Here is a 14,456-nt window from a genome sequence, read left to right on the forward strand (position 1 = left end):
TATTACGTTATGAACCTAATCATTCAAGGACTGGAAGTTAATAACAGCGATTTGCGGTCTGTTGCAAAACTATCCCATGCAAATGGAATTGAGCGGATTACCGGTCAAGCCTTTCGTTTGACAAATGCGACGTATTCCAGTGATATTCCCGAGTATTGTTTACAGTCGGAATTGGACTTTGCGTTTGTACAACCTGAACAAAAATTGTCTGATATTAAACTAATTGTAATGGACATGGATTCTACGTTGCTGGCAATTGAATCCATAGACGAGATTGCTGATATGCAAAATATCAGGCCTGAGGTTTCAGCGATTACACTGCAAACGATGCGGGGTGAAATAAGTTTTGAAGAAAGCCTGACGCGCCGGACTTGGTTATTGCGAGGTTTGCATCAAGATGCATTGCAGAAAGTCTATGATGAACGAGTCAGGCTTAGCCCCGGTGCCGAGAAAATGCTGCAACAAGCCAAGCGATGCGGGATAAAGACAATGGTGCTGTCTGGTGGTTTTACATTTTTCACCGAACGGATTAAGGAAAAATTGGGACTTGATTTCGCGGCTGCCAATGTACTGGAGATTGAAAATAACAAGCTGACTGGAAAAGTAGTAGGAGAAATTATTGGCAAACAAGGAAAGGCGCAAGTATTAAAACAGGTGAGCGATTCACTTGGACTGAAGCGTGAACAGATTATGGCGATTGGAGATGGCGCAAATGATCTGGGTATGATGGCCGAGTCCGGGATCAGCATTGCTTATCATGCCAAACCTATTGTCAAGCAGCATGCAACATATTCGATTGATTATGTAGGTTTGGATGGCGTGATCAATTTATTCGCATGAATCGACAGATTCCTCAGCGCAATGAGTGGTCTAATAATTGGGTTCATACATCAATGATCTGACGTAGTTGCCAAGATTTTCCGGCAAATTCAAGCTTGTCAGTTTTTCTTGGACGGCTACTTGGCAGACGGCTACAGCGATGGCATGAGATACTTCGCGTACTCGGGTCAGCGAAGGATAAACTGCGCCATTGTGAATTTCTTGTTCCGAAACAATACTTGCTAATACTTCTGCGGCAGCCAGAAACATGCTTTGTGTTACTAGACGAGCGGCACTGGCATAAATGCCGAGGCCTATGCCTGGAAAAATATAAGCATTATTGCCTTGTGCCGGCTTAAATAATTGATTCTTTAATCTTACGGGATCAAACGGACTGCCGCTGGCAAAAATAGCCCGCCCATCGCTCCAGTGATAAGCTTGCTCAGCCGTGCACTCCGTATGCGAGGTTGGATTCGATAAGGCTATGATAACCGGACGTTCATTAACTGCAGACATTTTCCGTACAATAGCTTCGGTAAATGTTCCCGCTACGCCAGTGGCGCCAATCAGCACATTCGGCTTGATTATGCTGATGGCATCAATGAAGCTGCAATCAGGGTGCTCATGTGCAAAGGGTTTGATTCGGGGTTTAACATTTTCGTTGTGCGCAGTAACAAGCCCTTTTCTATCAATAAACCAAAGTCTTTTCTGTGCTTGCGATTGGTTTAACCCAGCGGCAATGAGTGCATTTACGGTCAGTTCTGCAGTTCCGCTTGCAGCAGATCCTGTGCCCAAGAACATGATATTCAGGTCGGTGAATTTTCTCTTGGTAATACGGCATGAGGTATAGATACCTGCTAAAGTAACTGCGGCAGTTCCTTGTATATCGTCGTTAAAACAACGAACTTCCGGGGAATAGCGATCTAAAAATTCAAATGCATGCGGCGACAAGAAATCTTCAAACTGTATCAATGCACTCGGGTAACGCGATTGCACTGCTTTTACAAATTCATCCACCAGTGAGCGATAGGCATCAGCGTTAATGCGTGGGTAAGGATAACCCAGATATAATGGGTCTTCGCGCAAGGGGACATTGTTGGTGCCTACGTCGAGCATGACCGGCATACATTGTGCCGGATGAATTCCGGCGCATGCGACATACAGAGCGACTTTGCCGATGGAAATACCCATACCGTTGGCTCCTAAATCTCCCAAACCTAAAATTCGTTCTCCATCAGTCACAACAATGATCCGGATATCTTCTTCAGGCCAGTTTTTTAGGATGGCGGCAATTTCGCCACGGTCTTCAGGGGAAATATAGAATCCTTGTGTATTCCTGAAAATATGTGCAAATTCTCTGCAAGCTTCTCCGACGGTTGGGGTATAGACTAATGGCATAATCTCTTCGATATGATTAATCATGGTGCGATAAAAAAGCCGTTGATTGCGCTCCAATAACGCATTTAAGAATATATATTTTTCTATGGCGCTATTTTTGCGGCGCAAGCTACCGAGTACCCGTTCTATTTGCTTGTCTAGGTTTGCAACATTATAAGGAAGCAATCCCCGCAGGCCGTAAAGTTCACGTTCTGCATGTGTAAATCCGATTGATTTGGTATGAGCCGGGTTGGTCAGTAGTGTTCTTCCATGTAAATTTTTCATAGTGATTGGGATTTCCTGAAAGATTAGAGAATCATACTACTTGTCTTGCTATTCTGGATAATTCTAAGTGATTGCAAATTGGACAATCGAGATAACGAAAGATAGACTTATCCGTTTTGGTAAGAAATACATGAGGATTTTTGTTTCCAATCATTACGGAAATTTTTTGCCGGATAAAAATTATTAGTCGGATTTGAGTCATCGCAATATAACTTCAATGGAATTGCGACAACGCATTTTGATGCTTTCTTTGTATAACAAGTTCATGCAAAGAAAAATTGAGTCAATATGAATTAATTTCCCACAACAATAGATTCGATGCAAGTTTAAAAAATCTTTTTGTTGGGCGCTCTTAGTTAAAACAATCTTAATCAATAACCTTAGTGAGGTAATAAATTATGAATCAAACGTCTTTTTCCATGCCTAATCCAAGCTTATATACCGAGGAAGATGTAGCACAATTAGTGCATACTTTTTATGCAAAAGCTAGGAAAGATCCTTCACTGGGTCCTATTTTTGAATCGCATGTGATTGATTGGAATGCACATTTTATACAAATGACTAATTTTTGGTCAGCGCAATTACGCGGGACAAGCAGATTTCGTGGAGCACCGATGCCTAAGCATATTGCGCTGCCAGAACTGACTGCCGAATTATTTGAGCGTTGGCTGCAAATTTTCCAACAAACGACCGAGGAGCTGGGTAATCCGAATTTACAGCAACATGCCAACGCTATTGCATCTTTTATCGCAGGCCGATTGTGGCAAGGTTATCAAATCAGTAATTATCCTGATAAGCAGCCGATAGCGCTTCGTACTCTATAACTTATGATGGCCTGATCAAGGTTTAATTTGAATATTAAAAGCAAAATTATTGTTTTCTCTATTCTGGCTACGCTGATTCCTGCTGTAGGCGTGGGTATATTATCGTTTCAGCAAAATGATGTGATGATCAACGAGAATGTTACGCGTGAGCTACGTGCCCTGGCTAACTATGCCGGCCGGGAGTCGGATTTATGGATTAAAGAGCAGATTCTGGTTGCGCGAGATCTTGCAACATCCATTTCCACTTCTAAAATACTTATTGAGGAATTATCTTTAGAAAATCAACCGCAGAAAAATACATCCGTGACTCAGCAAGGAGCCTTGGAGCTTTACCTGAAATCGGTGCATAGGCGACTGGAGGATGTATTGGAATTGACGGTGGTTGATGTAGAAGGTGAAATAGTTGCAAGTAATGTAGCATTACCTCTGTCGGTGACATTGTCACAGAACTGGCCGGAAGATGCTTCTATTCAGGGCGATGTCGTTATTTCTCCAGAGTGGAATGAAAATTATGCAACTGCAATCTTAAGCGTGTCGGTACCCGTCTTATCGATCGATGATTATATCTTGGGAGCGCTGATTGTAACGTTTGATATGCGCAGCATTCAATCAGGTTTAAAAGATAAAGTTAAATCTCCACTAGGTGAAGTTCTGTTGTTGGATAAAGCCGGAAATATAATGTTAGCCAGCGATATCGGGATTCTGAACACAAATGAGGCTAGGCTGTTTGATCTCGATGTAATGAAACTCTTAAAAGAGAACCCGGGAGAATATGAGATTTTTCTTGGGCCACAGCAAGAAAAAGTGGTTAGCCTGGCGTATGAATTAGACAAACTTTCTGTCACGATAATTGCGTTCAAAAGCTATGAATCTGTTTATTCGGCTTGGGAACAGCAACGTAATTTGTTTGCTGGCTTGATCGGTATCATTATCTTTCTGGTGACGGCCATTGCATTACGTATGAGTCATGCCATTGTGGCCCCTTTGCAAAAACTAATTAAAGCCACAGAGAAAATTGTGGAAGGTGACCTTAACGTCGAATTAATCAATTCGCAACGCGATGAAGTAGGCCAACTTACGCAAAGGTTTAATCAGATGACTGATAAGTTGCGGCAGAATCAGGTAGAAATTACTGCTGCAAGTGATGCCATGCAGAAGAAAAATCAATTACTGGAAACGCTATCGGTTACCGATAGCCTAACGGGGCTTTATAACCGCAATAAACTGAATGTGATTATTAGCGACCAGTTGGCTCGATATGAACGGAACAAACGTTCTTTTGCTGTGCTGATGATCGACGTTGATCATTTTAAGACTTTTAATGATAGTCTCGGGCACGTAGCTGGCGATGAGGTTATCGCTGCGGTAGCGAAAAAGATCTCACAGTCAATTCGCAACGTTGATTTCGCGGCCCGTTATGGGGGTGATGAGTTCATCATCATTCTGACTGAAACTTCTGTAAATGAAGCGATGAAAACTGCGGAGCGGATACGCGCGCAAGTTGCGAATGTGCATTGCAGTTCACTCAATAAAACACTGAGAGTTACGTTGAGTATCGGGATTATTCAAAGCGAGCCGGAAGATAAATCTTTGACCACGCTACTTTCCCGAGTGGATAGCGCGTTGTACCAAGCAAAGCGCTCCGGGCGTAATCAAGTCCACTGTGTAGCGCCTATACCCAAAGTAAAGCAGCAACATAGTTGATGCTATGGAGTATTGTTTCCTCTTACTTCTAACCCTATGCTAAAAACCCATCCTTGATCTCGGCCCGATTGTACTCGTAACCAGGAACCCAGACTAGCATTAACTGATACCTTGGTGTCTTTTTTCAGCATACTGATTATCTTGGCACTGGCATTTGGAGCCGTGCGTATATTGACATTCGTTTTTGTGTGCAATTGTATCGGTGTATTAAATTCAAAGAAGGAATTGTCATCATCGGATATTTTCTTGCGATTGGGATGAGTAATCAAATCAATCAGCTGTTTTGCTTGTGCGACGTAATTCATGGCGGCAGCAAATTGATCCTGTGTAAAAAGTATTGAGGCTGTTTCAACGAGATGATGTGCTTGCACTTGCAAGATTTGATCGGCTGCTGGAATTTTGGCTTGTTTCAGGCGCTCTAGGCTTACTTCAGTTTCTGCTATGGCAGAAGCGGTGCTTGATTTAGTAGCTAGCCGATGTAGTTTAACCTGGGTACGGGCTGCCTCCTTATTGACCTCTTGCAGTGTCTGCGCTTGATTATTCTGTTTAATTTTCTGATCTCTGATTACTTTATCTTTTTCTGCAATTATTTTTTCCAGACGATCAATTTCTTTTTTTAAGCTTTCATCCTGGGGTGCGGCTACCGGTGCTGGTTTAATAACCGGGATTGGAATGGGTTCCTGAGATGCGCACCCGATTAAATTTAGGGTAAATAGGCATAAAGTAACTTGAGTTAATAATGAACGAGAAAATTTGATTGAAAAAAATGATATAAATGAGAATAAAAATCTCATATTTTTTATGTTCAATAATTTTGAATTGATTAGTGTGGCATTTATTAATTGATTCATATCCGTGCGCTTTGAGATCGAATTGATTCTAATTGTAGTATGAATACAAGTAATTTTTATTACTAATATATTAATATTCCATAAATTAATTACAAAAATCCAGGAAATTAATAGAATAGTGTGTATTGAGGAATCTTTTGATTTTACAGGTTTAAGACGAAATGTCGATAATTGAGTGTGATTGAAACCGATCTTTTATTGCTGTTAGTTTCCTTGGTTTCTTCTCGTGTGAAAAGCTGTAAGCTGCTAAAAGCAATTGCATTATTCAGCGTTTAATCAATAACGAGAGCTATTAGAACGATTCATCATGTTGATATTATTGAACAACATTACCATACCCTTGACCGAAATCGAGATCCAGGCGGTACGTTCGCAAGGTGCGGGCGGGCAGAATGTGAATAAAGTGTCGACCGCGATTCATTTGCGCTTTGATATCAGTGCTTCATCATTGCCGGAATACTATAAAGAGAGACTGTTGAATTTAAAGGATAGCCGGATCTCCAGTGAAGGTGTCGTGATCATCAAGGCGCAGCGGTCTCGCAGTCAGATCAAGAACAGGGAAGATGCGCTGAATCGATTGCAGATGCTGATCAACAGCATCATTGTCGAGATCAAACCGCGCAAGCCCACGCAACCCACAAAAGCTTCCAGGATTAAACGTTTGGAAGGAAAAACGCTTCAGGGTCGGAAGAAGTCGTTACGCGGCAAGATAGAGGAGGCGGAATAATCGTTTGAATCACATGCCCGTATCAGGTGTGCAACATCGGGAGCTTTATCGGCGCAGGCAGTGTTATAGTCTTATTAATTGTTATGTATCAGATTGTTATTGATATTTTACACCGTTTTTGTGTCATTCCGATGAATTGCCATGAGTTGGTAAAATCACACCTATATCGGTGTAAATCCATCAATAGATAGGCTTATTCGTGGCAAAAGCATCAATTTTCTGTTAGTTTGCCAGGGTATGTGTGGATAGCCCATGTTATCCGAATTGGAATAGCTCATACGTAGGGTTACTTTCATGTAAATGATGAATCAATAAGCATGCTTACAAACTACTTATTTTCCAGCGACATATCAAAATTTCAATAATTAATAGATCTATCGCCATTTTCATCAAGGATACCGAGAGTAAATTATTGGCGATGAACAGAGCCTGCGAATTGCAATGGGGTTTGAGTTTTAAGGATCTGCAAGGGACGGATGCCAGTCAACTTTTTCCACCAGCGCAAATGAAGCACTTTCTCACTAAAGATCAGGAGGTATTTGAGAGCGGGTGTCAAATTGATTTCGAAGAAACAATGTGGAATTCGATACTTCAGCAAAACCGTGTGGTTCATACCTTTAAAAAACCGATCTGTGATGCATCGGGAAAACCCCTGTATTTTATAGGTATGTTTGTTGACATTACGGAACGCTATAAGGCTGAGCAGCGTATCCTGGAGATGGCAACCTGCGATATTTTAACCGGCTTACCCAACAGAGCCTTACAGCAGGATTGCATCGAGCAGGCGTTAGAGCATGCTAATCGTAACCGGGAATGCGTGGCGGTATTGTTCATTGATCTGGATAATTTCAAGGTTATCAATGATTCATTAGGTCATGATGTGGGTGATAAGCTGTTGCAAGCGGTGGCGGCTAGATTTGTATACGTGGTGCGGAGCGAAGATACGGTAGCCCGCCAAGGTGGGGATGAGTTTATCGTGTTGCTGTGCAATCTCGGGAATGCTTTTGATGCTGGGGCGGTAGCGTAAAAGATACTTGATGCATTGCAACTGCATTTTCTGATAGATGGAAAGGAACTTCATATTAGCGGCAGTATCGGTATTTCTCTATTCCCGAATGATGGAGAGGATATATGGACGCTGCTCAGGGACAGCGATATTGCGATGTATCATGCCAAGAAGAATGGCCGTAATAACTGTGAATTTTTTAAGCCGGAAATGAACAGGCAAGCAAAAGAGCGGCATTCTATGGAAGTCGCTTTGCGCAATGCGCTAAAGCGCGGTGAACTGCTGCTTCATTATCAACCGATTGTTAACATCAATGGCGGCAAAGCTGATGGTTTTGAGGTGCTGTTACGTTGGCAGCACCCCGATGATGGTCTTATTTATCCGATCAAGTTTATTCGATTGGCTGAAGAGACCGGCATGATCATACCGATCGGAGAATGGTTGATGCGACAATCGTGTCTCCAGATAAAAGCATGGCAAAATCAAGGCTATGAGGTTCCTAGGCTAGCGATCAATCTTTCCGCCATTCAATTCCGGCAGAAAATAATCGTAGAAAATATTGTCCGCATATTGGATAAAACCGGAGTAAAAGGACATTACTTGACGCTGGAAATCACTGAGAGTGAATTGATTGAAAATGTTGAAGAAACCATCAAGACGTTGCAGCAATTAAGTGAGCTTGGGATTGAAATTTCGATCGATGATTTTGGTACCGGTTATTCCAATCTGAGCTTTCTCAAGCGCTATCAGATCAATACATCGAAGATTGATCGTTCATTCGTGCGTGACATTCCCGGCGATCCGGAGGATACCGCGATCATTGACGCTATCCTCGTCATGGCGCATGCTCTGGGTCTGGAAGTGATCGCTGAAGGGGTGGAAAATGAGCAGCAGCTTGCTTATCTTGTTTTGCATGGATGCACTCGATTTCAGGGTTTTTATTTTTCCGAGCCGTTGCCAGCTACCGAGATTGAAAAAAAATGGAAAATCCGCGGATATTCCCTGCTTACTTTGATCAGCTGAAGAATCATCAGATTGATTGATATTTTTATACTGAAGTTTATCCAGGTTAATGAGTAAGTAATCGAACTTACGTTACGATTGAAACTGTGCACACGCTTATGCTTTGATGGGTGGGTTTTAATCTCGGAGCGACGGAATTATGCTGCTGTGTTTTAGCATCCTTAATCATCACTTCGACCGAAATATAAATAAATGCATTGATATGTTTTTCGGTCGAAATGATGATTGCAAGAACGAATTATTGATACCTTATTTCAGATGCGTGTGTATCTCGGGATAACTAAATTATTAATCCGTGATACAAGAAGGGTAGGCACTCGGGCAGGTTGAGATCAAGCCACCGGATGGGGTGCTCGTTTGTCTTTCCCAGCTCATTACTTCTAAAACCTGATCAACATATTCGGGAAGGCGTTGCCAGAATATATAATTGGATTTTAATTTATTGCGCCCGAATGCAAGAATTTCTTGAACTGTGGGAACATGGCCCAGCTTATCGTTACGGGTGTTTAAATAGTTGACTTTTTCAACTGTTGGAGCAATAGGTATAGTTCCTGAAAGCTCAGAGAAATAGGGGTAAAGCCCTTTAGGAGAATATTGATTGCCAAGAAAATTCAGATCTGGTGCATCCGGATAAATATCTGGACACCCAAGAGTTCCTCCCATTTCGGTCATTGCAGTAACGAGTTGTTTGAGATATTGGCGTGGGTAGTTTAATTCCTGAATCGTCATGGTGTTGGGGAAGAACGTGCGTGCTTTTTGCTGCACAATAATTAAATTATTAAACCATCCGTCGCTTTGAGCAGCCGTCAGTGGCGTTATCGCTTGTCCCATGGCCGTTTCTATCATGCCGATGCCTTCAAAATTCGGATGGGAGTTGTAGCGTTCACCCAATGCCTTGAATAAAGCGACCAGACGATTACGTACATAAGGATTCCATAATTTAATATTATGGCCATCTATTGTACGGGATCCCCAGTTATTAAATGCAAATGCACCGCCTTCATACTTAGGTGCCTTTAGATAATCCGGTATGAGTTTCCAATCAGGATTGAATGATTTGGTTTGAACTTGAATAACCAGGCGTTTTCCTATCGCAGTGAGTTTCTCAAGATGCTTGTCGATGGAAGAGAAATCATACACACCAGGTGATTTTTCGATCCAGCCCCATAAGTAACGCAGTTGCATACCACGCAGTGCAGGGGTTGCTTCGAGTTCTTTGTAAACTTGCGCCATGTAGATCGGGTCATCATTGGCCCAGTTCTGAATGGTGTAATAGTGACCTGGATGCCATTTTACTCCGGTAGTTCCAGGAGGGATCGGAGCTGCATGCACTGATGCCGAAGGGGCAATAATCATGCATGTGACGAATAAAGCTGCAATGAATACAGCATTTATCCGCTTGAATGCGATTGGTAAAATAATGTTCAGTTTCATTAAATTATCTGGTTTCATATAAGATTCCTATAGTGAGTTTGAAGAGGTTATTGTATTGCCCGGAATTCTAAGAGTTGCTTTTGAAAACTTTCTCTTGTTCACTTAATACAGTTTGTAAATGGAAGTTATTTACGTTTTGGGCTTTTAAATATCCCCGTTGAGTGCTTCCTAATGTAATCTCTTCCTAAGAATGTTTTATTTCTGATGGGAGAAATTTTTCAGTATCTTCCAGAAAAACATCGCTAGAAAAAGATGATGACCACTATACCGAAGCGGGGAATTTTCGAATCCTGAAATAAATATAGAATGTTGGTTCTTTTTGGTGGCAATAGAATTGCATTATTTATTATTGACTTGGCAATTATTGCCGGAGATATGATGCACAAGGTTTCCATAAATGGATTTGTGCGGGATTGTTGAAAAGTACGAAGAGATGCTCTATAAATATTTACAGAAGTATCCATTCAGCACTATTGGATGGCAGCGGGATTGGTGATTTTTGGATAAGAGGCTGGATGAAATTTCCGGCCAAATAGTACAGGTCGATTTACAATTTATCGTGAGTAATTCTGATGTTTTTTTCAGCAAACCGGAATGCTGATCTGACAATTACTTTGTAAAGCCGGGTAATTGTCAGATTAGATCTGAGATTGCTATAGATCAAAAAATATTACTTCTATATACAAGAAGGATAATTCTTAGGACAAGCAGTTCTCAAGCCGCCAGACGGAGTGCTTTTTTGTTTATTAAAGCGCATGACCTCTAGAACATCATCGACATATTCGGGGACACGTTGCCAGAATATGTAATTGGATTTTAATTCGTCACGTGCGAATACAAGCAGTTCCAGAACAGTGGGTGCAGGACCTTTATTTTTGCCTGCAGAGTTTAGATAGTTGACTTTTTCTACTGTCGGCGCGATCGGTATGGTTCCTGAAAGCTTGGAGAAGTAGTAGTAAGCACCCGGGGGAGAATATTGATTACCAGGAAATAATAAATCTGGTTCATCAGGAAAAACATCCGGGCAACCGAGCGTTCCACCCATTTTTACCATCGCGGTAGTAAGCTGCTTCAGATAATCGCGTGGATAGTTTATTTCCTGTATTGTCATGGTGTTGGGGAAAAATGTCCGTGCTTTTTTCTGCACAATGATTAAATTGTCAAACCATTTATCAGCTTGGTTTTTTGTCAGTGGCTTAATCGCTTGCCCCATAGCCGTTTCGATCATGCCGATCCCTTCAAAGTTAGGGTGAGAGTTGTAGCGTTTGCCCAATGCCTTATATAGAGCAATCAGGCGGTCACGCACGTAAGGATTCCATAATTTAATGTTATGTCCGTCTATAGAGCTACTGGATCCCCAGTTACTGTATGCAAATGCGCCACCTTCATATTTAGGGGCCTTCAGATAATCCGGTATGAGTTTCCACTTGGCATTGAATGATTTTGTCTGTATCTGAATAACAAGACGTTTGTTCATTTTAGTGAGTTTGGCAAGGTGTTTGTCGATAGAAGAGAAATCATAGACGCCCGGTGATTTTTCCAGCCAGCCCCATAAGTAACGCAGCTGCATGCCACGCAGAGCAGGTGTTTCCTGAAGCTCTTTGTAGACCTTCGCCATGTAGATCGGGTCATCATTGGCCCAATTCTGAATGGTGTAATAGTGACCAGGATTCCATTTTATCCCGGTAGCACCGGTTGGCAGTGAGGCCGCATGCGCTATTCCAGCGGATGCGATAATCATGCCTATGACGAATAACGCTGTAATGAATACAGCATTTATCCGTTTGTGCACAGTCGGCAAGATAATGTTTAATTTTATGAAATTTTTCACTTTCTTCATTTAAGATTCCTTTGATTAATTTGAAGAGGTTGTGGAATTGCTCAAAGTTTGGAGAAATGCTTCGGAAGATTGCCTGATTCATCGCAACCAATCTGCAAATGAAAATTATTCACATCTCCGATGTTGATGAATAATCTTTTCTTCCTAATGCAATCTCTTTATTCGAGCGCCGTTATATTCGCGATTGCAAAGAATCGCGGATATTTCTCAAAAACACATTATCAAAAAAGAGATAATGAGCGCTATTTAGAGCAGGAAAATCCTAAATTAGAACTACCCGTCCTTTTTAATACGTGGCAAATTGATTCGTCCATCGTCAACTTGCCAATTGGCATGGAAAATGTGATGTACACAGTTAACCATCGAGAGTTTGTTCTGCAATTACTTGAGTTGCTGACAGTAATCAGAGAATGCCGTGTATATGGATGCTACAAAAGTACTTGCTTGGTATTGCTAGACCACGTGTAGATCTGGTGATCTTTCAGATAAGATGTGGAAAGGCTGTTTTTCGGTATGACAGTTAACAGCCGGTAATCCAATATCTGCAGTAGCGCAAACCTGATCCGGCAGATGCCCATTTTGATAAAACAATCTGTCAGATCCGGTTGCGATTATCTGCAAATCAGAAAATTACTAATTCCTTATACAGGAAGGATAAACACTCGGGCAACCCGAGGCTAAGCCACCTGACGGGGTGCTTTTCTGCTTAGTAAAATTCATGACCTCTAACACATTATCGACATATTCGGGGACACGTTGCCAGAATATGTAATTGGATTTTAATTCGTCACGTGCGAATACAAGCAGTTCCTGAATAGTGGGCGCAGGACCCTTATTTTTGCCTGCAGAGTTTAGATAGTTGACCTTTTCTACTGTCGGCGCGATCGGTATGGTTCCTGAAAGCTTGGAAAAATAGGTGTAAGCACCTGGGGGAGAATATTGATCACCAGGAAAATTTAAATCCGGTTCATCAGGAAAAACATCCGGACAGCCAAGCGCCCCGCCCATTTTTACCATCGCGGTAGTGAGCTTCTTGAGATAATCGCGTGGATAGTTTATTTCCTGGATTGTCATGGTGTTGGGAAAAAATGTACGCATTTTCTGATGCACAATGATTAAGTTGTCAAACCATTTATCAGACTGGGTTTGTGTCAGTGGCTTAATCGCTTGCCCCATAGCCGTTTCGATCATGCCGATCCCTTCAAAATTTGGGTGAGAGTTGTAACGTTTACCCAATGCCTTATATAGAGCAATCAGGCGGTCACGAACGTTTGGGTTCCATAATTTGATGTTATGTCCGTCTACAGAACTACTGGATCCCCAGTTACTGTATGCAAATGCGCCACCTTCATATTGAGGTGCTTTTAAATAATCCGGTATAAGCTTCCACTTAGCATCGAATGATTTGGTCTGTACTTGAATAAACAATCGCTTGTTCATTTTAGAAAGTTTGGCAAGATGTTTATCAATGGAAGAAAAATCATAGACGCCCGGTGATTTTTCCAGCCAGCCCCATAAGTAACGCAGCTGCATGCCACGCAGAGCAGGTGTTTCCTGAAGCTCTTTGTAGACCTTCGCCATGTAGATGGGGTCATCATTGGCCCAATTCTGAATGGTGTAATAGTGACCAGGATTCCATTTCATTCCAGTGCTTTCAGGAGGTATGGGGGCTGCGCCTACTATCCCAGCAGGTGCAACAATCATGCCTATGACGAATAATGCTGCAATAGTCACAGCATTTATCCTCTGGGGTATATTGGAAAAAAATATGTTATGTATCATTATATTACTAATTTTCATGTAAAATTCCTTTGACAGGTTTTGAAGAAGTCATTGCATTATTAAAAATTTAAAAAATTGTTCTAAGGTATTGTTTAACTAACTTAATACATTTTGTAGATAAGAAATATTTACGCTCTGTATTTCTTTAAATAACATCCTCCATTGGATTTTCCTTGCGCAACCTATTTTTTGCGTATTACTCTATTTCTGATCAGAAAATTCGTGAGCATCTTTCAGAAATACATTATTAAAAATAATAATGTCCGCTCTTCAGAACAAGAAAATTTTTAATGCTGAAATATATAGGATGCTGGTTGTTAAAATTTCAATAGAATCATCTTATTTATCATGATCCGGGCAGTTTTTGCGGAAAATGCAATGCACAAATCTATCCATTAAAGTCTTGTGCAATAATTACTTGCGTTGCTGACAGTACTCCCCCGAATACTGCCTATGAATTCCACAAAAAGTATCTGCTTAACGCTACTAGAGCATTAGTAGATTCGGTAGCTTTATTGGATAAAACATTGGAATATTATTTTCCGCCTTGACATTACAAAGCCAATCAACCAACGGTTTATCAGATATTCAATTAATAAATTGCTAGATGTAAAAAGTCTATTTTCTAAGCTGCTGTATAAACTGACAGCATTAATCTTGGTTTGGTAATAGACAGTTCGCTGAAGCTGAGAAATCTATTCGAGGCGAATGGAATTTCAGTTGTGTGAATGAGTAATAAATCTTGTTTTTATTTATGTATGAATTATCTCAAATCGATCGCTAC

9 protein-coding genes and 1 pseudogene are annotated in these 14,456 nt (G+C 41.3%); 5 read left to right on the plus strand and 5 right to left on the minus strand.

What is annotated here, in order from left to right; translation table 11 throughout:
• Positions 1-9 precede the first annotated feature (9 nt).
• Positions 10-840 carry a phosphoserine phosphatase SerB gene (serB, locus tag C4S39_RS06325; protein WP_103966196.1) on the plus strand — a complete coding sequence of 277 codons (831 nt, stop codon included), beginning with the start codon at positions 10-12 and terminating at the stop codon, positions 838-840.
• A gap of 30 nt (positions 841-870) precedes the next feature.
• Here the strand turns inward: serB and C4S39_RS06330 are convergent, their stop codons facing one another.
• The gene (locus C4S39_RS06330) at positions 871-2,481 is read right to left on the minus strand and encodes an NAD-dependent malic enzyme (protein ID WP_103966197.1); all 1,611 of its coding nucleotides are present in this window, start codon (positions 2,479-2,481) and stop codon (positions 871-873) included.
• 398 nt (positions 2,482-2,879) lie between these two features.
• Between C4S39_RS06330 and C4S39_RS06335 the strand changes: the two genes are divergently transcribed.
• Both C4S39_RS06335 and C4S39_RS06340 read left to right on the plus strand, forming a co-directional pair.
• On the plus strand, positions 2,880-3,305 hold the full coding sequence (locus C4S39_RS06335; RefSeq protein ID WP_103966198.1) for a group III truncated hemoglobin: 426 nt from the start codon (positions 2,880-2,882) through the stop codon (positions 3,303-3,305).
• 27 nt (positions 3,306-3,332) lie between these two features.
• Entirely contained in the window at positions 3,333-5,009 is a 1,677-nt protein-coding gene (locus C4S39_RS06340; RefSeq protein WP_103966199.1) for a diguanylate cyclase, read from the plus strand.
• A gap of 2 nt (positions 5,010-5,011) precedes the next feature.
• Here the strand turns inward: C4S39_RS06340 and C4S39_RS06345 are convergent, their stop codons facing one another.
• A complete protein-coding gene (locus C4S39_RS06345; RefSeq protein ID WP_258039314.1) occupies positions 5,012-5,860 on the minus strand; it encodes an SH3 domain-containing protein in 849 nt (282 codons plus the stop codon).
• Between the two features lie 307 nt (positions 5,861-6,167).
• On the opposite strand from C4S39_RS06345, the gene arfB reads away from it, so the two are divergent.
• Both arfB and C4S39_RS16000 read left to right on the plus strand, forming a co-directional pair.
• Positions 6,168-6,587, plus strand: a complete 420-nt coding sequence (gene arfB / locus C4S39_RS06350; protein ID WP_181023767.1) for an alternative ribosome rescue aminoacyl-tRNA hydrolase ArfB — start codon at positions 6,168-6,170, stop codon at positions 6,585-6,587.
• Positions 6,588-6,951: 364 nt separating this feature from the next.
• Positions 6,952-8,616, plus strand: a pseudogene (locus C4S39_RS16000) (EAL domain-containing protein).
• A gap of 288 nt (positions 8,617-8,904) precedes the next feature.
• Here the strand turns inward: C4S39_RS16000 and C4S39_RS06365 are convergent.
• The 3 genes from C4S39_RS06365 to C4S39_RS06380 all read right to left on the minus strand — a co-directional run bounded on the left by C4S39_RS06365 (position 8,905) and on the right by C4S39_RS06380 (position 13,624).
• Positions 8,905-10,068 carry a beta-galactosidase gene (locus C4S39_RS06365; protein ID WP_103966203.1) on the minus strand — a complete coding sequence of 388 codons (1,164 nt, stop codon included), beginning with the start codon at positions 10,066-10,068 and terminating at the stop codon, positions 8,905-8,907.
• A gap of 658 nt (positions 10,069-10,726) precedes the next feature.
• Positions 10,727-11,890 carry a glycoside hydrolase gene (locus C4S39_RS06370; protein WP_103966204.1) on the minus strand — a complete coding sequence of 388 codons (1,164 nt, stop codon included), beginning with the start codon at positions 11,888-11,890 and terminating at the stop codon, positions 10,727-10,729.
• Between the two features lie 633 nt (positions 11,891-12,523).
• Positions 12,524-13,624, minus strand: coding sequence for a glycoside hydrolase (locus tag C4S39_RS06380; protein ID WP_374953017.1), 1,101 nt, complete (start codon positions 13,622-13,624; stop codon positions 12,524-12,526).
• Positions 13,625-14,456 lie beyond the last annotated feature (832 nt).

Source organism: Nitrosomonas ureae (assembly GCF_900108305.1).
GTDB lineage: Bacteria > Pseudomonadota > Gammaproteobacteria > Burkholderiales > Nitrosomonadaceae > Nitrosomonas > Nitrosomonas ureae_B.

Bases quoted from the DNA above. Each gene is read 5' to 3' on its own strand.
- serB (WP_103966196.1), top strand. From the start codon at position 10: ATGAACCTAATCATTCAAGGACTGGAAGTTAATAACAGCGATTTGCGG.
- C4S39_RS06330 (WP_103966197.1), bottom strand. From the start codon at position 2,481: ATGAAAAATTTACATGGAAGAACACTACTGACCAACCCGGCTCATACC.
- C4S39_RS06335 (WP_103966198.1), top strand. From the start codon at position 2,880: ATGAATCAAACGTCTTTTTCCATGCCTAATCCAAGCTTATATACCGAG.
- C4S39_RS06345 (WP_258039314.1), bottom strand. From the start codon at position 5,860: ATGAATCAATTAATAAATGCCACACTAATCAATTCAAAATTATTGAAC.
- arfB (WP_181023767.1), top strand. From the start codon at position 6,168: ATGTTGATATTATTGAACAACATTACCATACCCTTGACCGAAATCGAG.
- C4S39_RS06365 (WP_103966203.1), bottom strand. From the start codon at position 10,068: ATGAAACCAGATAATTTAATGAAACTGAACATTATTTTACCAATCGCA.
- C4S39_RS06370 (WP_103966204.1), bottom strand. From the start codon at position 11,890: ATGAAGAAAGTGAAAAATTTCATAAAATTAAACATTATCTTGCCGACT.